Raw genomic sequence first — 21,225 nt, forward strand, 5'->3', positions numbered from 1 at the left:
AGTCTATATGTTCTTTTCCATACTGATGATTACCATTGATACCCTGCGGGCGGATCACCTGGGGTGCTACGGTTATCAACGGGAAACCTCGCCCCACCTGGATGCGCTGGCCCGGGAAGCCATTCTTTTCCGCCGGGCTTACTCTCCCTGTTCCTATACATTGCCGGCCCACGCTTCCATCATGACGGGGAAGTATGTGCCCCATCATTCAGTTGGTTACAAGCAGGGGGACGGAAAAATGGATCCCGACCGGGAAGTGACCCTGGCCGAAATCCTCCTGAGCCTGGGCTGGTCCACCGCGGCCTTTGTCGGTTGTGCCGTTCTGGATGGCCACCGGGGGCTTTCCCAGGGATTTGTCCTGTATGACGACGAGATGACCAGGGGAGAAGAAAATAGACCCCATGAGCTGGTGCGGGACGGCCCCCTTACTACGGCGCGGGCACTGGCATGGTTAAAAGACAACACCGGCAAACCGTTTTTTGTCTGGATACACTATTTTGATGTACACGGTCCCTATATACAACCTGCTCCTTTTAACACTTTTTTCAGGCCGGAGGACTACGGGAAAAGCCCCCTCTTGTTGCCGGTTGTGGACGAAGGAGAAACCGGGGGAATTCCCCGTTACCAGCTGCTGGCCGATGATTCCGACGGTGTGGCCAAACACCAGCATGATGTCCGTTTTTACCTGGCTCGATATGATTGCGGTATCCGGTATGAAGATCACATCGTGGGTGACTTGCTCCGTACCCTGAAGGAAATGGGCCTCTGGGATGAACTGATGGTCATTGTCACTGCCGATCACGGCGAGGCCCTGGGGGAAAACGGCGTCTACTTTTACCACGGTCTCACTTTGACCCCCGACCAGATTCATGTGCCCCTGATCGTCAAGATGCCCCGTTCCACTGGTCCGGCCGGCGTGCAGGTAGGCGTGCCGGTGAGTACGGTGGATATTATGCCCACGGTCCTGGAATTAATGGGGCTCGATTACAGCCACCTGGCTTTAGACGGGTTGCCGCTGCAGTATGCTTTAAACACACCGGACCTTGTGGCCCAAAGGGCCGTCCATAGCGATCTGGAATGCCAGGGAGCGCTTATCTGCGGAAAGGAGCTCCACCTCTGGCCCCGCACCCCCACCATAACCTCACCTGGCTATCTATATAACCCGTCCCTGGTTTCTGAAGAGATAAAAATTTACCTGTTCTGAATTCATACTGGAAGGGAGTATCAACCAATGAGCAATCCCGTGATAAGCGGTGAAAGGGCGGTTCCCGGGTTTAGTGACCCGGTTACCATGGCCGAACACCTGGCCCGCTACGAGTTTGCCCTGGCTTTTGTGGCCAGCCGGGAGGTGCTGGATGCGGCCTGCGGGGTGGGTTACGGCAGCCACATGATGGCCGAACGGGCGAAGAAGGTGGTGGGGGTGGATATTGATCCGGACTGCCTTGAGTATGCCCGGGACAATTACGCCCATCCCCGGGTTGTTTACCAGCAGGGGGATGTCTGCGCCCTCCCTCTTCCCGGCGGGAGCTTTGATGTGTTGGTTTCCTTTGAAACCATCGAACACGTTGCCGACGGGGAGGCCTGCGTCAGGGAGGCCTGGCGGGTGCTGAGGCCGGGAGGTCTCTACCTGGTTTCCACGCCCAACCGGCTGCTCATTTCGCCCGGCCGGGGACCCCAGGCCCCCCCGGTTAACAGCTTCCACGTCCGGGAGTACACCCTGGAGGAATTTCAAGAACTGGTAGGGAGCTATTTCCAGAACCTGCAACTTTTCCGGCAGAATCTCGAGGAAGAGGGGCGGGGCCGGGACCCGGCCGTAAAACCCCTTTTGCCCGGGGAGGGCGCCTGGTTTTACGTTATTGTCGGCGTCAAGGGGGCTGAATAAGGCGACGTCCAATCGTTTCAAAATGGGCTGGCGAAAATGCGCCATCCCTGGCCCGGACGGCCTCCGGGCCTTGCTTAGATTGGACGTGATGTGTTGCTCCCTGGGAACCTTTGTGAATGATAATCTGGCCAGGCCGTAAAGCCTGCCGCAATGATCTCTTGACTATTTTTTTGGAATTGCTATAATAAAAAAGTAAGCGGGTGTAGCTCAATGGTAGAGCATCAGCTTCCCAAGCTGAGGGCTGCGGGTTCGATCCCCGTCACCCGCTCCAATTTTTTATAAAGAAAAGGTTTAAGCCTCCCGTTCAGGCGGGAGGTTTTTTATAGCAGGCTATTATGCAGGCTAATCCATGTCAAAAGGCGGGGCCGGTGAGTTGCGGTAAGGTGCGGTAAAAGGCACATGATGAATAAAAAAGGAGGGGGCCGTATGCCTGAAACGAAAAAAGTTGGGGAGATCATGGTGCCGCTGTCCGAATACCCGGTGGTGTATGAGACCGATACCTTGAAGGATGCCATTAAGGTGCTTAGAAATTACCGCGCCGCCGGCCACGAGCACCGTTCCTTGCTGGTCTTCAGCAAGACCAGGAAAGTAGGGAATGAGGAGCAACTGGTGGGGATTCTTACCACCCGGGACATCTTGAATGCCATTAAGAAAAACCGCATGCTTTACGACAATACTGAACTCTTCACCATGTCCTGGGCCTTTTTCTACCGCAGGGAACCCCTCAATGAGCTTACCGTGACCAGGGTGGGGCAGGCCATCCGGCCCCTGGTCGATGCTTACGTGCAGGCTGACGATACCGTAACCAGGGCCATCGAACTGATGATGACCAAAAACGTGAATATCCTGCCCGTGTTCGAGGGTAAAAAAGCCGTTGGCATCATCAGGGCGATAGACCTCCTGGACTACATCGCCGGGATGCTGTAACGGATTCCAAATTTTACCTGTGACCCCTTTAAAGCGCCGCTTGACCGCCAGCTTTCACTGCGTTGAGCCTGCCTCTTGGTGCATGCCGCCCGTTAGTGGCTTCTGCCAAACTAAAGGCATCAGAATCTTGTCTGGCTGGCCTGGACCGGGGTATAATGTAAAAAGGATTAACATAAGGAGGCGGATTTGAATCCTATGGGCAAGCACATCAAAACCATCGGCCGCCCCTCCCTGGGCAAGACTGTTCAGGGCAGGGGTTGCGGGGAATGCCAGACTTCCTGCCAGTCGGCCTGCAAAACCTCCTGCACTGTGGGCAACCAGGCCTGCATGAAGGAGGACAAGTAATTAAAAAAACCTGATCCCGTCCGGGATGAGGTTTTTTTCTTGAGGGAAGGACTATGATCCACAAGTTTATCTTTGACGATCACCGCATTGTACTGGATGTCAACAGCGGTGCTGTGCACCTGGTGGATGAACTGACCTGGCACCTGCTGGACGATTACCCCCTTCATAATCACAGGGATTTGGCGGCCAAGTATTCCCATTGCTACCCGCCGTCTGAAGTAGAGGAGGCCATTGGGGAAATCGAAGAGCTGGTCCGGGAAGGCCTGCTGTTTTCTCCCGACCCCTTAAACGGCCATTATGAACCGGCGGGTAACGAGGTGGTCAAGGCCCTTTGCCTGCACCTGGCCCATGACTGCAACCTGGCCTGCCGCTACTGCTTTGCCGGGCAGGGTCATTTCGGCGGCTCAAGTGGGCTGATGCCTTTCGAAACGGGGCGGCGGGCGCTGGATTTCCTCCTTGCCGCTTCCGGCTCCCGGCAGCATGTGGAAGTGGATTTTTTTGGGGGAGAGCCGCTGTTGAACTTTTCCGTCCTGCAGGCGCTTGTGGAGTACGGCCGGCAGAGGGCTGCCCAACTGGGCAAGGTTATCAAGTTTACCGTGACCACCAATGCTTTGCTCCTCACCCCGGAGGTAGGCCGCTACTTAAACGAGCATGATCTGGCGGTGGTGCTCAGCCTGGACGGGCGGCAGGAAGTCCACGATGCCATGCGCATCTTTCCCGGCGGCAAGGGTTCCTACGGGCGGGTGCTGGATAATATCAGCCGCTTCGTTTCCTCCCGGCCGGGGGGTGAGTATTATGTGCGGGGCACCTTTACCCGCCATAACCTGGATTTTTCCCGGGATGTGCTGCATATGGCCGGCCTGGGATTTGAGCACATTTCCGTGGAGCCGGTGGTGGCGCCCTATGACAAGGAGTATGCCTTAAAGCCCCGGGACGTCCCCCGCATTTGTGCGGAATATGAAGAACTCACCCGGCAAATACTTGCCCGCGCCCGGAAGGGCCAGCGGATCAACTTTTTCCACTTTAACATCGACCTGGACGGGGGACCGTGCCTGCCCAAGCGCTTGACGGGGTGCGGGGCCGGGCGGGAATACCTGGCCGTCTCGCCGGAAGGAAAACTTTATCCCTGCCACCAGTTTGTGGGCCGACCGGAATACTGCATGGGGGACGTGGAAAAGGGTATCGTCCGCCCCGAACTGGTGGAAGAGTTTAGGGCCGCCCATGTGTACAACAAAGATGCCTGCAGGGACTGCTGGGCCCGTTTTTACTGCAGCGGCGGCTGCCATGCTAATGCCCATGCCTTTCACGGCAATATCTTTACGCCCTACGAAATTGCCTGTGCCCTGATTAAAAAGAGGATTGAATGCGCCCTGTATTTGAAGGCGGCTATGGCGAACGAAGATGCTTAAATCGCGGATCTCCCCCTGGCCCGGTATCAGCCCGGGCTACAATTATCGGCATAAATCTATAAAAATAAAAGCAGATTAGACCAAACTTACCTTATCTCGATCATAATTAGCTTTAATGGACAAAATTCATAGTGTTATTATACCCTTATCAGTTATATACTTATGTAGTGTTGGTGCGGCCTGACAAGCAACCTGTCTTTTGTATCCGGGTTGCCGGTTGTCAGGTTGTGCAGGAGTTTTTCACCAAAGGAGTAGACACTCATGACGCTTTCAGCGCCACCAACAGAGGATGGAAATGGCCGCAACGGCATTAAACAAGCGGTGCACCGGTTGCTGTTCGAGGATCCCCTGACTCCGGCCCAGGTAATCTGCCTGGTGGCCATTACCGTGGTGGTAATGGCCTACGGTTCTCTTATAACGCATGCTTCCGGCGGCTGGGCCCTGCTGGTGGACGACCGGGTGGTGGCCGTATGTTCCGACCGGGAGACGCTGGAGACAGCCATCCATAAAAAGTTCTATTTTGGGGAGTCTACCGGTGATCTCCTTCAGAGGGTGACCATCCGCCCAGCCGCTGTGGGAGAGGGACCGCTGTTGTTGTCGAACCGGCAACTGGAGGATACCCTTGCCCGGGCTTTGGGGGCCGGAGACAGGGGCACGGCGCTGGTAGTGAACGGCGCGATTAAGCTGGTGGTAGCCGACCGCGAAATGGCCAGCCGGTTGTTGGAAAAATTAAAAGAGCGGTACAGCGTTCCCGGGGCGGATGTTCGCCTGATGGAAGAGGTGAGCTTTAAAGAAGTGCGGGCGCCGGCACATGCCATTTTAGGGTTCGAGCAGGCCCTTGATTTCGTTTGCACTAGTGGGCGCCAGCTTGACCGCTACACCGTTCGGGCCGGAGATACCCTGTGGACCATTGCCGCCGGGGCAGGCATGACGGTGGAAGAGTTGCAGGCGGCGAACCCGGGTTTGACTCCCGAGAGACTGCAGGTAGGCCAGGAGCTCAATTTATCCCGCGCTGTGCCGGTGATCAACGTTCTGGCTACCGCGCGGCGCACCGAAAAGCGGGAAATTCCCTTCCCGGAGGAACGGCGGCGGGATAACAGCATGTATCGCGGCCAGCAACGGATTATACAGCCGGGGAAGCCCGGCCTGGAGGAGGTTACCTACCAGGTCGCCTACTTAAACGGCCGGGAAGTGAGCAGGGACGTACTGGACAGGCGGGTGATCAGGAAATCCGAGACCCGGGTGGTGGCGGTGGGTTCGCGGATGTTGCTGGCTTCCCGTTCCGGGACGGGGGGCAGGCTGGCCTGGCCCACGGTGGGGGCCATCGAGTCGCCCTTCGGGCCGCGCTGGGGACGGCTGCATGCAGGAGTGGACATAGCTGCGGGTACCAGCGCCCCGGTACGGGCCGCCGAGTCGGGACGGGTAGTCAGCGCGGGCTGGAATGGCGGCTACGGCTTGATGGTGGACGTTTACCACGGAGATGGGGTGATTACCCGTTACGCCCACCTGTCCAGGATTGAGGTGCGGGTCGGCCAGCGGGTGGAACGCGGCCAGGTGCTGGGACGGGTGGGGAGCACCGGCAATGCTACCGGGCCCCACCTGCACTTTGAGGTGCTGGTCAACGGGCGACCGGTGAATCCGGCGCGGTTCCTGTAAGGTATATTTTTAGCCACGTGGGTTATTAGCAGGGCGAAATCCCGTGTTTTAAAGGGATTACGCCCCTCCTTAACTGGATAACCTTGAGGAGGGGCGTTTTTTATGGGAAGTGGTGGGATTGGAAAAAATGATTGTTCCTTCAGTGCTATAAACAATTGTGGTATAATGGTCCGTAAAAATAGTTTGCGTGAAAGAGGGTTATAATCATGGCTTTTTCTTACCGTGAACGCAAGAAAAGGCGCCAGCAAATTGCCTTTATTATCCTCACCGTTTTTCTTTCCCTGGGTTTATTGGGGACTTCTATCGGCTGGTTTTTTAGCCTTCCTTCTACCAGCTCACCTTCCGGGGCGGAGCAGCCGTCCCCGGAAAAAATAATTGCGGATCTGGAGTCCCGGGCCAAAGCAAATCCGGAAGATGCTGGCATTGCCGCCCGGCTGGCCCGGGCCTACCTGGATGCGGGAAAGATGGATCAAGCTCTTAAAACCTACGAAAAAGTCGTACAACTGAAACCGGAAAACAGTGATTTTCGCATCGAGCTGGCCCTGGTGCAGTTTTTGCTTGGACGTTACGACGAGGCTGCAGCCAATTTTAAAGAGGAAATCAGGCGTCACCCCGGCAATGCCCGGGCCCACTATTATTACGGACAGGTGCTGGCCCTGGGGAAGGGAGACTACCAGGGCGGCATCCGGGAGCTGGAAAAATTTATTCAGCTTGCCGGTAAGGGGGATGACGTGGCCCAGGCGCGTAAAATGATCGAGGAGTGGAAGACGCATCTCAAAAAGTAAATATGCCGGGAACCGCCCATTACGACTGGAGCATGGTGTATCAACCGGTAACTGGCTTTCGGATAACGCCAGGCCCCGGCGGTTTAGAAGATCAGGTGACTGGCAGACCCGCGGGTTTGCCTTTAGTTTCCTCTAGGAGGAGGACTCCGCTGACGTTATAATTAATAAAGAGAAAAATCTAAAATAAGGGCCCCGGCAGGAGGCCCTTGTTTTTTAACTGGTTAATGAGCTAAATAGCCAATGGTAATTATTAATGGGAGGTAGGCACCTGTGAACATTTACCCCCTGATTAAGACGCAGCCTCCCCCCGGTACGGGGCGGCTTTTGCTCTGGATCTGGTTAAAAATAATGGCCGTTTTTATGGCCCTCGCGTTTGTCCTCGTCATACGGGTACCTGGACAAATACGCGGGTATATTTACAATATCTTTCGCGAGGCGGCCCGGGCGCAGGTGATGATCAGCACCCGCCATATGCTCACCCTTTCTGACGATCATTTCGTAGTGCGCTACTATCCCGGGGACGCCGACGGTGCCCTGCTGGTGTTAAAGACCGCCCGGGAGTTTTACCCGCTCGTGTCGCGGGACTTTCGTTTTTCCTCAAAGAAAAAGATCCCCCTGGTTGTCCATCCCACCCGGGAGTCGCTGAACGCCAGTTTTGGCTGGCCGGCCAGCGAAAGTGCCATGGGCGTGTACTGGGCGGGGGTGATCAGGGTTCTTTCACCCAACGCCTGGATAGATGCCCGGGACCCCCGGCAGGTGGAAGAGGTCTTTGTTGCCTCGGGGCCGGTGGCCCATGAGTTAACCCACCTGGTGGTGGACTATATCACCCGGGGCAACGTGCCCCGCTGGTTCACCGAGGGGGTCGCCCAGTACGAGGAATACAGGCTGACCGGCTTCCGCTTCGCCAGAACCGGGGATTTTGCGGGGCAGCCGCTTTATGACTTTGCGGAGATGGAGCGGGGTTTTGAACGGTTGCCCAACCAGACCCTCGCCTACTGGCAGTCCCTGGCGGCCGTGGAATACCTGGTGGAAGTCTATGGCGAGGAAAGCCTGCATAAAATTTTAGCAGCGCTGGGACAGGGACGGGATATGGATGGTGCCCTGCAACAGGTTGCCGGACAGGACCTCGACCAGTTCGCCGCCGGCCTGGGGTCCTGGCTGGGGCAAAAGCGGGATGGCAGGAGCAATTGATTGTTGGAAAAGCTGATTTTGTGGCAGGAATTGTGGAGGGGGATCGAGAATATAGGTTTAGTTTTTTTATGACGGGAGGAAAATGTTTCCTATGGATAAATTAGTTGTTGCCGGGGGAATATCCCTGCGGGGGCGGGTTGCCATTAGCGGGGCTAAAAACGCTTCCCTGGCTATTTTGTGTGCGGCCATCATGGCCAATGAACTGGTAACCCTGGAAAATGTCCCCGACATCAGGGATGTACAGGTAATGGTGGAGATCCTCCGTTCCCTGGGGGCCCAAATACACCGCACCACTCCCAGTGGCAGCTTGCGCATGCTCATGGCAAGCCCGCCTGCCCAAATGCCCCCCTACCACCTTGCGAAACAACTGAGGGCTTCCAATTTGTTGCTGGGTCCCCTGGTGGCCCGTTTTGGCCGGGCGGAAATCCCCCTCCCCGGAGGGTGCAACATTGGGACCAGGCCAATGGATTTACATTTCAAAGGCTTGACTGCCCTGGGAGCGCAGCTTTCCCTTGAACGGGGCACGGTGATTGCCCGGGCCGCCAGGCTGGAAGGGAACCGGGTATACCTGGATTTCCCCAGTGTGGGAGCCACGGAAAATATCATGATGGCTGCGTGCCTGGCGCAGGGACAGACGGTGATCGAAAATGCCGCCCGGGAGCCGGAAGTGGTTGATCTGGCCAACTTTTTGAACTGCCTGGGGGCCAGGGTGCGGGGAGCAGGCACCGATGTGATCAAAATCGAGGGCGTGGACTCCCTGGGCGGTTGCCTGCGCTATGCAGTTATCCCCGACCGCATTGAAGCGGGCACCTTTATGGTGGCGGCGGCTGCCACCCGGGGAGACGTGGTTTTAGAAAATGTCATCCCCCGTCACCTGGAACCATTGATTGCTAAACTGCGGGAGGCCGGGGTGGAGATAGGGGAAGAGGAGGACCGCATCCGGGTCAGGGCCAGTGGCCCTTTAAACCCCATCGACATTAAGACCATGCCCTATCCGGGGTTCCCCACGGACATGCAATCCCAAATGATGGCCCTGCTGTCCACCGTTCCCGGTACCAGCGTGATCGTGGAAAATATTTTTGAAAACCGTTTCAAAGTGGCCGATGAACTGAAGCGTATGGGCGCTCGGATCAAGGTAGAGGGCCGCCTGGCCGTGGTGGAAGGTGTGGAGCGGCTGCAGGGGGCCTGCGTCCGGGCTACGGACCTGCGGGCGGGGGCTGCCCTGGTGGTGGCCGGGCTCATGGCTGAAGGTGAAACCATGATCGGCAACGTGGCCTATATAGACCGGGGCTATTTCAAATTGGAAGAAAAACTGAAGATGCTGGGTGCCCGGGTCTGGCGTACTTCATCCGAAGCGGATGCCCCGGCGCAAAGCGGAACTACCAGGAAAAGCGCCCTGGTTTAAAAACTACAGGTTAACGGGAAGAGTCGATGCAAATTACGCTGCTGTGTGTTGGAAAATTGAAGGAAGATTTCCTGCGACTGGCCCAAAGGGAATACCTCAAGCGGCTGCAGTCCTACGCCCGGCTTGAGGTGGTGGAAACCAGGGAAGAGGCTCTGCCTCCAAGCGGTGAAAAGGGGGCAGTGGAGGCAGTTCTGAAAAAAGAGGGGGAGCACCTGTTACAGAGGATTCCGGACAACGGCTATGTGATCGCCCTGGACAGGGAGGGAGTAATGCTTTCCTCCGAGGAATTTGCCGGTTTTCTGCAAAACCTCCGTTTGCAGGGGCAGAGCAAGTTGTATTTTGTCATCGGAGGGAGTGCAGGGCTGGCCGGGACCGTCCTGGCCAGGGCCTCCATGCGGCTTTCCTTTTCTAGATTCACTTTTCCGCACCAGTTAATGCGCATTATCCTGCTGGAACAACTGTACCGGGCCTTTAAAATCATCCGTGGCGAGAAGTACCACCGTTAGGGATACAGGCCGAAAAAACGGATGACCAAAATGGAACCGGATTACAGCAGGAATATATCATTTTTTATTGAACTAAAAGAATAAGGAATTTAAGTTTTCTTTTGTTAAAGTTTTTTATCGTTAAATTGAGGTTTTTCGGGAGGAATAGGTTAAAACGCATCGAATTACTTAGTGTTGGAGGCCCGGTACAAAAAAGCCTGTGAGAAAGCTCGTGAGCAAAGGGACAAGTTTTTATTTCTAAAAATTTAAAGGAGGTTGGCGTGATGTACGTAGTAACTGTGGATCGCGACAAGTGCGAGGGTTGTGGCGAGTGCGTGGATTCCTGTCCGGGCAGCGTGCTGGAGATGAAGGATGGCAAGGCATTCGTGGCCAATTCCGATGATTGCCTCGGATGCGAAACCTGTGTTTCCGTTTGCCCGTCGGGAGCGGTGACGCTGGAAGAAAGATAGGTAAATTTAGCGGAAGAGGGGTGAGAGGGGAGAAGGGTGTTCTAGCTTTAGTTTCAGGTAAATTCAAGTATGGGAACTGCACAGGGCAAAGATACATTTAGCGTTAGTAAAGGAGGCGTGCTGATGTTTGAACCAAAGAGGCCTCAAAGAGAACTAAAGTATGAAGAGCTCCGGATTTATACTGATGAGGAACTGAACAACTTTACCGAAGAAGAATTAAAAGAATTTAAAATAAAGCACGAAATTCCCGCCGTGGAAGAGCTGGAAAGGGGACCCTGGCCCAGCTTTGTGGCCGATGCCAAGCAGGAGGCCCTGCGCCGCAGGAAGCTTGCCGACGACAGGATCATGATTGACCGGTACGTGGTGGAAGACCTGCTGGGTCAGTTGGAGCTTTCCTTTAAGGACGGCGAGACCCACTGGAAGCACGGCGGTATTGTGGGCGTGTTTGGCTATGGCGGTGGCGTCATCGGGAGATACTCCGATGTGCCGGAAAAGTTCCCGGGCATTGCCCATTTCCATACCATCCGTGTCAACCAGCCAGCCAGTAAGTTCTATAAGACCGACTTCCTGCGTGCCCTGTGTGACCTGTGGGAATACCGGGGCAGCGGTCTTGTGAATATGCACGGTTCCACCGGGGATATTATCCTTTTGGGAACCACCACCGAACAACTGGAGCCCATTTTCTACGACATGACCCATGAACTGGATCAGGACCTGGGCGGCTCCGGCTCCAACCTGCGGACACCCTCCTGCTGTATCGGTAAAGCCCGCTGCGAATGGGCCTGCTACGACACCCAGGAAATGTGCTATGAGATGACCATGCATTATCAGGACGAGCTTCACCGCCCGGCCTTCCCGTACAAGTTTAAGTTCAAGTTCGACGGCTGCCCCAACTGCTGCGTGGCTTCCATTGCCCGTGCCGATATTGCCTTTATCGGCACATGGCGTGACGACATCCGCATCGATCAGGAAGCCGTGAAGGCATATATTGCCGGCGACATTGTGCCCAGGGGCGGCGCCCACAGGGGCAGGGACTGGGGCAAGTTTGACATCCAAAAGGAAGTCATTGACCTTTGCCCGTCCCAGTGCATGTGGATGGAAGACGGTAAGCTGATGATCGACAACAAGGAATGTGTGCGCTGCATGCACTGCATTAACGTGATGCCGCAGGCGCTCAGGCCCGGCACGGATACCGGCGTGAGCATCCTGGTGGGTGCAAAAGCCCCCATCCTGGAAGGCGCACAAATTTCGCAGGTGATCGTGCCCTTCATGAAAGCGGAGCCGCCTTATGATAACGTTAAGGAAGTTATCGAGAAAATCTGGGAATTCTGGATGGAAGAAGGAAAGAACCGCGAGCGTGTTGGAGAGCTCATCCAGCGTGTTGGCTTGCCCAAGTTCCTGGAGGTAATCGGCCTGCCGCCTGCACCACAAATGATCAAGGCGCCGCGTGCCAACCCGTACATCTTCTGGAAGGAAGAGGACGTACCCGGCGGATTCACCAGAGATATCAAAGAGTTCCGGGCCAGACACAAGAGGTAAATAATTAAGGGGGTTTGTTGGATGGCTCTTTCCACTGGGAAATACGGTAAATTCGATCCGCAGAATCCAACCAAAGATAGGATTACGGATATTGGTCCGCGCCACTACTGGGAATTCTTTCCTCCCAGCATTCAAAAGAACTACGGCAAGTGGCTATACCACGAGATCCTCGAGCCGGGCGTGCTGGTACACGTTTCCGAAACCGGGGACAAGGTCTACACGGTCAGGTGCGGTTCGCCCCGCCTGATGACCGTACAGCACGTGCGGGAAATCTGCGATATTGCCGACAAATACTGCGACGGCTATGTGCGTTTCACCACCCGCAATAACATCGAGTTTATCGTTGACAGCCTTGAGAAGGTGGAAGCCCTTAAAAAGGATCTGTGGAGCCGCAAGTTTGTTTCCGGAAGCTACAAGTTCCCCATTGGCGGCACTGGGGCCGGCGTAACCAATATCGTGCACACCCAGGGATACGTACACTGCCACACCCCGGCCACTGATGCTTCTTCCCTGGTCAAGGCCGTGATGGACGAGCTGTTCGATTACTTCACGGGCATGACCCTGCCGGCCAAGGTGCGGGTGGCGGTGGCCTGCTGCCTGAACATGTGCGGTGCGGTTCACTGCTCGGACATCGCCCTGCTCGGCATTCACCGGAAGCCCCCCATCGTCGACCACGAAGTCATTGATCAGGTCTGCGAGCTTCCCCTGGTCATTTCATCCTGCCCCCTGGGCGCCATTTCGCCCGACAAGACCGAAGAGGGCAGGAGAACGCTCAAGATTAAGGTTGAGCGTTGCATGTTCTGCGGCAACTGCTACACCATGTGCCCGGCGCTGCCCATTGCCGACAAGGAGGGCGACGGTGTGGCCATACTGGTGGGCGGCAAACTCTCCAACGCGATCAGCGAGCCCAAGTTCTCCAAGGTAGTGGTGGCTTACCTGCCCAACAACTTCCCGCGGTTCCCGGAAGTGGTCCAGACCGTGAAGAAGATTGTGGAGGTTTATGCTGCCGATGCCCGGAAGCACGAGCGTCTGGGCGACTGGGCCGAGCGTATCGGCTGGGAGAAATTCTTTGAAAAGACCGGTATACCGTTTACCGAGCACCTCATCGACGATTACCGCCTGGCCTACGACACGTTCCGGACCAGCACCCAGTTCAAGTTCACGGAGGCGGCCTGGAACGTTTGCAGGGCGGCCGGTGGAATTGACTAAGTTCTGTGGCGGGCAGGCGTTCTTTAAAAACGCCTGCCCCGGTCACTTCTATTTATAGCAGGAGGAAAGGGTGGGAATTACCTATGATGGATGAGATTAAAAAAGCGATTTTAGAGTTTGCCGGCGCCAGCAAGAAAACCAGGTTCTACTTCAAGGATATGGAAAAGGCGGTGCAGGAAAAGATTCCCACTGCCAAGGCAAGGGAAATTAAGAAGGCTGCCAGCGAGCTGATCAATGAGGGCACGCTGATTTACTTCTCTACCGGCAGCACAACCATGTACGGCTTGAAGGATAGGTGCGCTTCCGACGAGCCACAATAAAAAAGCCTGATTATCCTTGTTTTGTTCTGATGGCGCTCGGAACGGCTTGCTATTCGCTACGAGTAGCGGCCTTAATTTTTGTAAAGTAGGGGGGTACGATGGAAAAAACTAACGACACGCAAGCATTTGTGGAAAAGCAGGTGAGCATGCTGCAGGAAAACCCCGGTTGTGCCAGCGCCAAGTACAACCTGGGCGTAATGCTCATGCAGCAGGGCAGGTTGGATGAAGCAAAAATTCTCTTTGAAGAAGCCATTGCCGACGGCACCAGGATGTTTGAGGCTTACGTTAACCTGGGCTATATATACTTTAAAAAGGGCGATCTGGATAAGGTCGAAGAGTGCAACCGCAAGGCGGTAGAAATAGAGCCCCGTTATGCCCGTGGTTATGCCAATCTGGGGTTTGCCTACCTGCAGATGGAAAAAACCGATGAAGCCATCGAAGTGCTCCACAAAGCCATCGAATTAAACCCCAGGATAGTTCAGGCGTGGTGCAACCTGGCCAACGCCTATCTCCAAAAAGGCGAACTGGATCAGGCCATAGAGACCAACCAAAAACTGCTGGAAATGGCACCGGATTTTTCACTGGGTCACAATAACCTGGCCTACGCCTACTACTTGAAGGGTGATATGGACCGGGCCGCCGAGCACCTGAAGCGGGCCCTGGAACTGGGATTTGAGGCGCACCCGGATTTTTTGAAGGAGATGGAACCATACCTCAAAAAATAAAAGGATGACAGGGGGAACTGCCTGTGCCCATCTACGAGTTCAGATGCCTGAATTGTGGCGGTCTTTTCGAAAAACTGTTTTTGAACCCCAATGAGCAGGTGGAAATTCGCTGCCCCCAGTGCCAGTCCGACTCCTTCGAGCGTGTGATCAGCCGGGTCAATTACGTGGACAAGACGGGAGCGGGCAGGAGCGTGCCGAAAGTGGTCACCAAGTCGTGCAGCCCGGGGAATACCTGCGCGACCTTTGAAATACCGGGGCCGGGTGAATAATAAACGCGGGGAGTCGATCATGAGGGGAAGACCTCCTTTAAAGGACTATATTCAAATACCCAGGTGTCCTTTCTGCGGCATGAACATTGAACGGCCTCAAGAGGTGGTGGCCACAGCAAACTCGCCCGGAGTGCCCGTGGGTTCCTGTACGTGCGGCGCGGTATATGCCTTTGACGTTTCGGGTCGGAACCTGGGTTCCGCCTTCATAGAGGCACTGGTGTTTGCGTGCAACATGGACTGGGATATGGCCTGGGGGCTGCTTCCGGATAAAGACTACCGGGAAGAGATCGTCAAAAATTACGACCCGCAAAATCACCTGATCATTCCGGGAGGTTTTTTTGAAGGCAGGAAAATTGCCGGAGCCCTTTATTTCATCAGGCTGAACAGGGATATGCTCGAGGTTACCCGCCGGAGTGTCACGAAGTTGCTGGACAGGCCCGCTATATCTCATGTGTCAGGGGAAAAGGCAGATTTTAATGAAGGGAAAAAAGTTTCCAAAAAAGAACTGGAGGCCTGGGTAAAGGAGTACCGGGTGGAAAGCGTGCTCCGGGCCGCCCGTCAGGACCACAAGATTCTCTGGCTGTTAAGGCGGTTGCTCTGTGCCGGTGACCCGCTCATCCGGATGCGGGCGGCGGATCTGATGGGCAAGGCGGCAAAAATAATTGTCCTGGCAAACCCCGGTATAGTATCCGAGCTTTTGAAAGCGCTGATAAATTCCCTGGCCGATACCGGTGCGTCGAGCTGGGCAACGCTCGATGCCGTGGGGGAAATTATGGGCAACTCTATAGATACATTTTCCGGTTACCTTCCCGCCTTACTGCCGCTTTTGCATGAGGACCATCTGCAGGCGGATGTCCTGAGGGCCCTGCACAGGATTGCCGCCGCAAACCCGGAACTGCTCAGGAAGTTTTCGTCCCTTTTTATCTCCTTCCTTGGCGACTCCAACCCGGAAGTGCGGGGTTATGCAGTCCTGATCCTCGGTGCCCTGGGGGAAACCGGCGCAAGGACGGAACTGGAATCATTGCGGGGGGACAACTCGGAAATAGCCCTGTACGAGAGCGGCCGGTTAATTAAAAAATCTGTTGGCAGGCTTGCGGAAGAAGCTTTAAGGGATATGAACCAGCTATAAGTAATTTTTTCTTGGAGCAGGAATCGCCAAAAGCCATGCCGAATAATCAATCGTGAAAGCTATTTTTTTCTATATAAAAGGCTATTAAGTCACACCGGTAGAAAGGGAGGGGTTTAATGGCGGGTCATTAAATAAAGCAGATACGGGCTGTGGGGGAGAAGTAAAAGAGGAGGTGTCGATTTGTGACCTACTTTATTGCCCAAATACTGCCCTATATAACGGTTACCGTTTTTGTTCTCGGGGTTGTTTACCGCCTCTGGCGCTGGGCGGCATCGCGGATCGTGCACAACATTACCCTTTCGCCCTTTCCCCAGACCAAAACAGAGGTTGCAGGCATTTACCTGCGGGAAATCCTGCTTTTTCGTAACGTCTTCAACTTCGACCGCCCGCTGTGGGTAGGCGCCTGGCCCATGCATATAGCTTTGCTCAACGTGATTGGCGGTCACGTGGTGGGCTTTTACTTCCTGGGCAAGCAGTTTGTTTACCTGGGGGCCTCTGAAGCCCTGAGCAAGTATTTATCCAACCTGCTGGGAACGGTTTTTGGAATAATCCTGCTGGCCGGGCTGCTGTACCTCTTGTACAGGCGGATTGCCATTGACAAGGTCAGGCAGGTGTCCAACCCGAGCGACTATCTCATGCTGCTTTTGCTCATTTCCATTGTATCCATAGGCAACTTCATGCGCCTGGTTCCGGAATACGGCATGCACTACGAACCGGTGAAGGAGTATTTTACCACTCTTATCCTGTTCCAGCCGGCAGCGATTCCCGAAGGTAATCCTTTCTTCATCGCCCACTTGTTGCTGGCCCAGATCCTGATTATGATCCTCCCCTTCAGCAAGCTGATGCACCTGTTTGGCATGTTCGGCATGCGCTGGATTGAAAACCGGGTCTATAAGGAGCCGGCACCCGGGTTGCCCAACGTAGACGTGGCCGCTGGCCGGGCCAGGGGAACCGGCCTTTCGTCCGCCGGCAGCACAGACGTGGCTTAGAGGGGGTGTAACAGTTGCCAGAGTACAAGGGTTTGAAAATGCCGGCAAAAGCCACAGCCGAGGAGATGCGCCAGATACACATCGAGCCGGTGCCCGATGATCAAAAGGTTGAAAAGGCCATCCAGTACCTGGACGAGATGCGCAAGAAGTTCCGTTCTTTCGTGCTGGCCATGGAGTCGTGCGTGAAATGCGGCCTGTGTGCCGAGAACTGCCATACCTATCTGGGGACCAGGGATCCAAACAATATTCCCACCAACCGGGCGGAGCTGATCCGGAAAATATACCGGCGTTACTTTACCCTGGAAGGGCGCTGGTTCGGTAAACTGGTGGGGGCGGAGGACCTGAACCTGGACATCATCGAACAATGGTATTCTTACTTTTACCAGTGCAACGAGTGCCGGCGTTGTGCCCATGTCTGTCCCTTTGGCATCGATACCTGCGAGGTGACCATGATTGGACGCCAGATCCTCCACTGGCTCGGCATTGTGCCCAAGCTTCACGCCAGTGTGGGGGCGGCCATGGAAAGGACGGGCAACCATACCGGCCTGACCAAGCCGGCCATTGTGGATACCCTGGAGTTTCTTTCCGAGGAAATTAAAGATGAGTTCGGCGTCGATGTGGAGTTCCCCGTGGATAAAGAGGGGGCAGACATCATGTACGTGCCTTCCTCCGCCGACTTCTTGCTCAACCCGTATACGTTGATGGGTGCGGGGATGTTCTTCACGTATATCGGCGCCAACTGGACCATACCCAGCACCATCACCGAGGCGGGTAATTTCGGCCTGCTTTTCGACCAGCAGCACACCATGCGGCACAACTTCACACGCCTTTTGCATGCAGCCCAGAAACTTGGCGTCAAGAAGATCGTCTGGGGCGAGTGCGGTCACGGCTGGCGGGCATGGAAGATGTACCTCCCGGGTATGGCCGATTTGCCCATCCGCTGGCCCATTACCCATATTCACGACGAAGTGGCCTACTACATTCGCACCAACCAGTTGAAGCTGGATCCCTACAAAATCGGCCGGCCGGTAACCCTTCACGACCCCTGCAACTACGTGCGGGCCTGCGGTCTGGCTGAAACAATGCGTACGGTGATCCGGGCATGTGTGGCCGATTTCCGGGAAATGTATCCGAACAAAGAAAACAACTTCTGCTGTGGCGGCGGTTCGGCCATACTCTTCGATGACCCGGAAATGTACCAGCTGCGCATAAAATTCTCCGCGAAAAAGGCCGAACAGGTCCGGGCCACCGGGGTGGGCAGGGACGGGAACGGCATCCTGTGTGCTCCCTGTTCCATCTGCAAGGCCCAGCTATATCCAATGGTAGAAGAGCACGAGCTGGGGGTTGAGGTTAAAGGTTTAATCGACCTCGTGGGTATGGCGCTGGTCTGGAAGTAAGCTGGAAAAAAACGAGTTTTCTTAAATCATTGACTTGTTTATTGAGGAATGATATTCTTTTAAGGGGGTGGTCGAGCTTATCTAAGCTCCTCAGGCGCCCGGCGGGGTTATTAGTAAATGCGGGTTATTAGTAAAACCGTATGATCTTTTTAGGGCCAGGGAAAAGTTAAATGTTAAGCACATATTGATAAACTAATGGAGGTGTTAACTGCATGCCATCCATCAATGTAAATGGCGTGGAAATCGAGCAGGACGAGGACGGATTCATTGTCGACCCGGGTCTTTGGAACGAGGACGTAGCCAAGGCGCTCGCTGCTCAAGAAGGTATCTCCGAGTTGACCGATGAGCACTGGAAGGTAGTCAACTACCTGCGCAACTACTACCTGCAGTTCCAGATCGCCCCCATGATCCGCAAGCTCTGCAAAGAGACCGGTTTCAGCCTTAAGAAGATCTACGAGCTGTTCCCATCCGGTCCGGCTAAAGGTGCCTGTAAAGTGGCCGGGTTGCCGAAACCAACCGGTTGCGTATAATAGCGGCAATACCAAAAACTTGCGTTTGTTGTTGATTCATTTGATGCGGTCGCCCGGCTTCAGGGCGACCAATGTATCTGCGAACTTCTTCCGGGGCACGGACTTAAGCATGAATGCCGGCAGGCGACGGTTTATCCGGCAGTTGTAGCTTATGGCTGTGCCCATTTCCTGGTACGGGGTGCTCTGCGTGAGGCATGGCATCAGTGCTATGAGGGATGTGAAACAAAATGCGGCAACAAAATATACCTCGCCTGGTGATTGGCGCACCCCGGGGTCGCTCTGGAAAAACCACGGTAACCATTGGCCTGCTGGCTGCCCTGGTCTATGCCTTAAAGCTGGTGGTGCAGCCCTTTAAAAAGGGACCGGACTTTATTGACCCCAGCTGGCTTAGTCGCGTAACCGGCCGGGCGTGCCGTAACCTGGATGGTTTTCTCATGTCCCGTGAAACAATCCGGTCTTCCTTTGTTCGCCATAGCCGTGATGCCGACGTGGCCGTGGTGGAAGGGGCCATGGGACTTTTTGACGGCGTGGACCTGGAGGGGAACGGCAGCACCGCGGCTATAGCCAGGGCTATAGCCGCGCCGGTGATTCTGGTGGTGGACACCACCAGGATGACCCGCAGTGTGGCACCCCTGGTACAGGGATTTATGCATTTCGAGCCCCAGGTAGCAATAGCCGGGGTAATCTTGAATCAAGTGGCCCGCCCACGCCACGAACAGATACTGCGCGGGGCCCTGGAAAAATACTGTGGAGTTCCGGTTCTGGGCGTAATCCCCAAGGGTAAAAAGTTAATCATTCCCGACCGCCACCTGGGATTGATTCCCGCCGGGGAGCGGGACGAACTGCAGCAGGCCCTGGTGGAAATTGCCCGGGTGGCCCGGGAATGTTTGGACCTGGAGGGTATTTTAGCCGTTGCCCGCCAGGCCCCACCGCTGGAAGTTAATTCTGGTGAAACGGGAGTTGTCAGGGAAGTATCGCGCACCGGTGGTCCATTGATCGGCGTGTTTCGCGACCGGGCCTTCTCTTTCTATTACCCGGAAAACCTGGAGGCCCTGGAGGAGGCGGGGGCAAGGCTCATTTTTATCGACTCCCTGCAGGATCCGGCGTTGCCGGAAGTGGACGCCCTGTACATTGGGGGCGGATTTCCCGAGGTATTTGCCGGGCAGCTGGAGACAAATGAGGGTTTACGGAAAGACGTGTGCCGGGCCGTTGAAGCCGGCCTGCCGGTGTATGCGGAGTGTGGCGGGTTGATGTATCTGGGCCGCCGGCTGACCTGGCAGGGCCGCACCTACCAGATGTGCGGCGCTCTGCCCTTTGATGTCGTGATGGATGATAAGCCCTGCGGCCACGGGTATGAAGTGGTGGAAGTTAGCGGGGAAAATCCCTTTTTCCCCACCGGCAGCCTCATCCGGGGGCATGAATTTCACCACTCCCGCCTGGTGAACATAGATCCGGGGTTGCGCTATGCCTTCCGGGTGGTGCGGGGTTGCGGCATAGACGGGGAAAAAGACGGTCTTACCTATAAAGGTGTTCTGGCGGCCTACAACCACATCCATGCCCTGGCCGTCCCCCAGTGGGCGGAAGCGCTGGTGAGCCGGGCGCGGCAGTGGCGCAGGACAACCAGTGCGACTTAATAGAAAAAAGCGGGGATAAGGGAGAGGCGAAATGGCGCCGCAGAGGGTACTCTGCGGCGCAACGCTTTTTCTGGGCGGGCACCAATGGGCCGGAATAATCAGGAGAAAGTCTGTGATTAAATTTTCCCGATCATGTTTTAATTAATTTCGGCTCATACTAAACTAACAATTTTACCAAAAAGGGGCTGGGGCAGGATGACGCTGGCGCTCGTTTCCTTCCGCCGTTCCGCTTTATTATTGCTGGTCCTGGTTGTTCTGGCCACGGGGCTGGTAATGGCCGCCGGGCAATCGCCGGCCCAGGAGCGCGCCCTTTACTTGGGGCTGAGTGGGGATGATGTGATCAGGGTGCAGCAGCGCCTGCTGGACTGGGGGTTCTATGACGGGCCGGTGGACGGCTTCTACGGCAGCGAAACCCAGCAGGCGGTGGTGGATTTTCAGTTGAACAACGGTCTCGTTCCCGACGGCGTGGTCGGTCCGGATACCTGGGCCGCCCTGGGCTTTCCCCCGGCGCCCGCGGCAGCACCACCCCCGGAACCAACGGCAGTCTCCCGGGGGGTGACCAACCGGGATGCGGTTTACCTGCTGGCCAGGGTTATTGAAGGGGAGGCGGCCGACGAGCCCTTTGAGGGTAAAGTGGCCGTGGGAGCGGTGATTTTGAACCGCACCAGGAGTGCGGCCTTTCCCCACAGCCTGGCGGGAGTCATCTTTCAGCCCCATGCCTTTGAATCGGTGAGCAACGGCCAGTACAACCGCCCGGTGAGCGAGGAGTCCCTGCGGGCAGCCATGCTGGCCATGAGCGGATGGGACCCGACGGGGGGAAGTCTTTACTTCTGGAATCCGGCCAAACCGGTGAACCCGTGGATCTGGACCCGGAACATCGTCACCCAGATCGGCCGGCACGTTTTTGCCCGCTAAAAGGAGGATCAGCG

The 21,225-nt window shown here is 55.7% G+C and carries 22 protein-coding genes and 1 tRNA gene; all 23 read left to right on the forward strand.

From position 1 onward, the window contains the following. Positions 1-7: 7 nt before the first annotated feature. The 23 genes from J2Z49_RS00290 (at position 8) to sleB (ending at position 21,211) form a co-directional block, all read left to right on the forward strand. Positions 8-1,204, forward strand: a complete 1,197-nt coding sequence (locus tag J2Z49_RS00290) for a sulfatase (protein WP_307398782.1) — start codon at positions 8-10, stop codon at positions 1,202-1,204. Positions 1,205-1,231: 27 nt separating this feature from the next. Continuing rightward, entirely contained in the window at positions 1,232-1,882 is a 651-nt protein-coding gene (locus J2Z49_RS00295; protein WP_307398784.1) for a class I SAM-dependent methyltransferase, read from the forward strand. Positions 1,883-2,078: 196 nt separating this feature from the next. Beyond that, positions 2,079-2,153: transfer RNA gene (locus J2Z49_RS00300), tRNA-Gly, on the forward strand. A 155-nt stretch (positions 2,154-2,308) separates the two neighbouring features. Beyond that, positions 2,309-2,809, forward strand: a complete 501-nt coding sequence (locus J2Z49_RS00305; protein ID WP_307398785.1) for a CBS domain-containing protein — start codon at positions 2,309-2,311, stop codon at positions 2,807-2,809. Between the two features lie 195 nt (positions 2,810-3,004). Next, positions 3,005-3,154 (forward strand): six-cysteine ranthipeptide SCIFF, encoded by a 150-nt coding sequence (scfA, locus tag J2Z49_RS00310; protein ID WP_307398787.1) that lies wholly within the window; start codon positions 3,005-3,007, stop codon positions 3,152-3,154. A 53-nt stretch (positions 3,155-3,207) separates the two neighbouring features. Then, a complete protein-coding gene (gene scfB, locus J2Z49_RS00315) occupies positions 3,208-4,563 on the forward strand; it encodes a thioether cross-link-forming SCIFF peptide maturase (RefSeq protein WP_307398789.1) in 1,356 nt (451 codons plus the stop codon). A gap of 261 nt (positions 4,564-4,824) precedes the next feature. Next, on the forward strand, positions 4,825-6,219 hold the full coding sequence (locus tag J2Z49_RS00320; RefSeq protein WP_307398791.1) for a M23 family metallopeptidase: 1,395 nt from the start codon (positions 4,825-4,827) through the stop codon (positions 6,217-6,219). Positions 6,220-6,425: 206 nt separating this feature from the next. Continuing rightward, entirely contained in the window at positions 6,426-7,004 is a 579-nt protein-coding gene (locus tag J2Z49_RS00325; RefSeq protein ID WP_307398793.1) for a tetratricopeptide repeat protein, read from the forward strand. Between the two features lie 270 nt (positions 7,005-7,274). Continuing rightward, on the forward strand, positions 7,275-8,195 hold the full coding sequence (locus tag J2Z49_RS00330; RefSeq protein WP_307398795.1) for a peptidase MA family metallohydrolase: 921 nt from the start codon (positions 7,275-7,277) through the stop codon (positions 8,193-8,195). Positions 8,196-8,286: 91 nt separating this feature from the next. Next, a complete protein-coding gene (murA, locus tag J2Z49_RS00335; protein WP_307398798.1) occupies positions 8,287-9,600 on the forward strand; it encodes a UDP-N-acetylglucosamine 1-carboxyvinyltransferase in 1,314 nt (437 codons plus the stop codon). Positions 9,601-9,626: 26 nt separating this feature from the next. Next, a complete protein-coding gene (gene rlmH, locus J2Z49_RS00340) occupies positions 9,627-10,106 on the forward strand; it encodes a 23S rRNA (pseudouridine(1915)-N(3))-methyltransferase RlmH (RefSeq protein WP_307398800.1) in 480 nt (159 codons plus the stop codon). Between the two features lie 263 nt (positions 10,107-10,369). After that, a complete protein-coding gene (locus J2Z49_RS00345; protein WP_307398802.1) occupies positions 10,370-10,555 on the forward strand; it encodes an ATP-binding protein in 186 nt (61 codons plus the stop codon). A gap of 123 nt (positions 10,556-10,678) precedes the next feature. Further along, positions 10,679-12,094, forward strand: a complete 1,416-nt coding sequence (gene dsrA, locus J2Z49_RS00350) for a dissimilatory-type sulfite reductase subunit alpha (protein WP_456151677.1) — start codon at positions 10,679-10,681, stop codon at positions 12,092-12,094. Positions 12,095-12,115: 21 nt separating this feature from the next. Then, complete coding sequence (gene dsrB / locus J2Z49_RS00355) at positions 12,116-13,303, forward strand: dissimilatory-type sulfite reductase subunit beta (protein ID WP_307398804.1); 1,188 nt, start codon at positions 12,116-12,118, stop codon at positions 13,301-13,303. Positions 13,304-13,386: 83 nt separating this feature from the next. Beyond that, a complete protein-coding gene (locus J2Z49_RS00360; protein ID WP_307398805.1) occupies positions 13,387-13,623 on the forward strand; it encodes a dissimilatory sulfite reductase D family protein in 237 nt (78 codons plus the stop codon). A gap of 98 nt (positions 13,624-13,721) precedes the next feature. Then, complete coding sequence (locus J2Z49_RS00365) at positions 13,722-14,348, forward strand: tetratricopeptide repeat protein (RefSeq protein WP_307398806.1); 627 nt, start codon at positions 13,722-13,724, stop codon at positions 14,346-14,348. A 23-nt stretch (positions 14,349-14,371) separates the two neighbouring features. Next, the gene (locus J2Z49_RS00370) at positions 14,372-14,617 is read left to right on the forward strand and encodes an FmdB family zinc ribbon protein (RefSeq protein ID WP_307398807.1); all 246 of its coding nucleotides are present in this window, start codon (positions 14,372-14,374) and stop codon (positions 14,615-14,617) included. Positions 14,618-14,636: 19 nt separating this feature from the next. Further along, positions 14,637-15,746 carry a DVU0298 family protein gene (locus tag J2Z49_RS00375; RefSeq protein WP_307398808.1) on the forward strand — a complete coding sequence of 370 codons (1,110 nt, stop codon included), beginning with the start codon at positions 14,637-14,639 and terminating at the stop codon, positions 15,744-15,746. 182 nt (positions 15,747-15,928) lie between these two features. Beyond that, on the forward strand, positions 15,929-16,735 hold the full coding sequence (locus J2Z49_RS00380) for a respiratory nitrate reductase subunit gamma (protein WP_307398809.1): 807 nt from the start codon (positions 15,929-15,931) through the stop codon (positions 16,733-16,735). 14 nt (positions 16,736-16,749) lie between these two features. Next, positions 16,750-18,132, forward strand: a complete 1,383-nt coding sequence (gene dsrK, locus J2Z49_RS00385; protein WP_307398810.1) for a sulfate reduction electron transfer complex DsrMKJOP subunit DsrK — start codon at positions 16,750-16,752, stop codon at positions 18,130-18,132. Positions 18,133-18,344: 212 nt separating this feature from the next. After that, positions 18,345-18,662 carry a TusE/DsrC/DsvC family sulfur relay protein gene (locus tag J2Z49_RS00390; protein WP_307398812.1) on the forward strand — a complete coding sequence of 106 codons (318 nt, stop codon included), beginning with the start codon at positions 18,345-18,347 and terminating at the stop codon, positions 18,660-18,662. 227 nt (positions 18,663-18,889) lie between these two features. Next, positions 18,890-20,296, forward strand: a complete 1,407-nt coding sequence (locus J2Z49_RS00395; protein ID WP_307398814.1) for a cobyrinate a,c-diamide synthase — start codon at positions 18,890-18,892, stop codon at positions 20,294-20,296. Positions 20,297-20,491: 195 nt separating this feature from the next. Beyond that, complete coding sequence (gene sleB, locus J2Z49_RS00400; RefSeq protein ID WP_307398816.1) at positions 20,492-21,211, forward strand: spore cortex-lytic enzyme; 720 nt, start codon at positions 20,492-20,494, stop codon at positions 21,209-21,211. Positions 21,212-21,225 lie beyond the last annotated feature (14 nt).

It is taken from the genome of Desulfofundulus luciae (assembly GCF_030813795.1).
Lineage (GTDB): Bacteria > Bacillota > Desulfotomaculia > Desulfotomaculales > Desulfovirgulaceae > Desulfofundulus > Desulfofundulus luciae.

Coding starts and splice junctions, on each gene's coding strand:
- J2Z49_RS00290 (WP_307398782.1), top strand. CDS start 8: ATGTTCTTTTCCATACTGATGATTACCATTGATACCCTGCGGGCGGAT.
- J2Z49_RS00295 (WP_307398784.1), top strand. CDS start 1,232: ATGAGCAATCCCGTGATAAGCGGTGAAAGGGCGGTTCCCGGGTTTAGT.
- J2Z49_RS00305 (WP_307398785.1), top strand. CDS start 2,309: ATGCCTGAAACGAAAAAAGTTGGGGAGATCATGGTGCCGCTGTCCGAA.
- scfA (WP_307398787.1), top strand. CDS start 3,005: ATGGGCAAGCACATCAAAACCATCGGCCGCCCCTCCCTGGGCAAGACT.
- scfB (WP_307398789.1), top strand. CDS start 3,208: ATGATCCACAAGTTTATCTTTGACGATCACCGCATTGTACTGGATGTC.
- J2Z49_RS00320 (WP_307398791.1), top strand. CDS start 4,825: ATGACGCTTTCAGCGCCACCAACAGAGGATGGAAATGGCCGCAACGGC.
- J2Z49_RS00325 (WP_307398793.1), top strand. CDS start 6,426: ATGGCTTTTTCTTACCGTGAACGCAAGAAAAGGCGCCAGCAAATTGCC.
- murA (WP_307398798.1), top strand. CDS start 8,287: ATGGATAAATTAGTTGTTGCCGGGGGAATATCCCTGCGGGGGCGGGTT.
- rlmH (WP_307398800.1), top strand. CDS start 9,627: ATGCAAATTACGCTGCTGTGTGTTGGAAAATTGAAGGAAGATTTCCTG.
- J2Z49_RS00345 (WP_307398802.1), top strand. CDS start 10,370: ATGTACGTAGTAACTGTGGATCGCGACAAGTGCGAGGGTTGTGGCGAG.
- dsrA (WP_456151677.1), top strand. CDS start 10,679: ATGTTTGAACCAAAGAGGCCTCAAAGAGAACTAAAGTATGAAGAGCTC.
- dsrB (WP_307398804.1), top strand. CDS start 12,116: ATGGCTCTTTCCACTGGGAAATACGGTAAATTCGATCCGCAGAATCCA.
- J2Z49_RS00360 (WP_307398805.1), top strand. CDS start 13,387: ATGATGGATGAGATTAAAAAAGCGATTTTAGAGTTTGCCGGCGCCAGC.
- J2Z49_RS00365 (WP_307398806.1), top strand. CDS start 13,722: ATGGAAAAAACTAACGACACGCAAGCATTTGTGGAAAAGCAGGTGAGC.
- J2Z49_RS00375 (WP_307398808.1), top strand. CDS start 14,637: ATGAGGGGAAGACCTCCTTTAAAGGACTATATTCAAATACCCAGGTGT.
- J2Z49_RS00390 (WP_307398812.1), top strand. CDS start 18,345: ATGCCATCCATCAATGTAAATGGCGTGGAAATCGAGCAGGACGAGGAC.
- J2Z49_RS00395 (WP_307398814.1), top strand. CDS start 18,890: ATGCGGCAACAAAATATACCTCGCCTGGTGATTGGCGCACCCCGGGGT.
- sleB (WP_307398816.1), top strand. CDS start 20,492: ATGACGCTGGCGCTCGTTTCCTTCCGCCGTTCCGCTTTATTATTGCTG.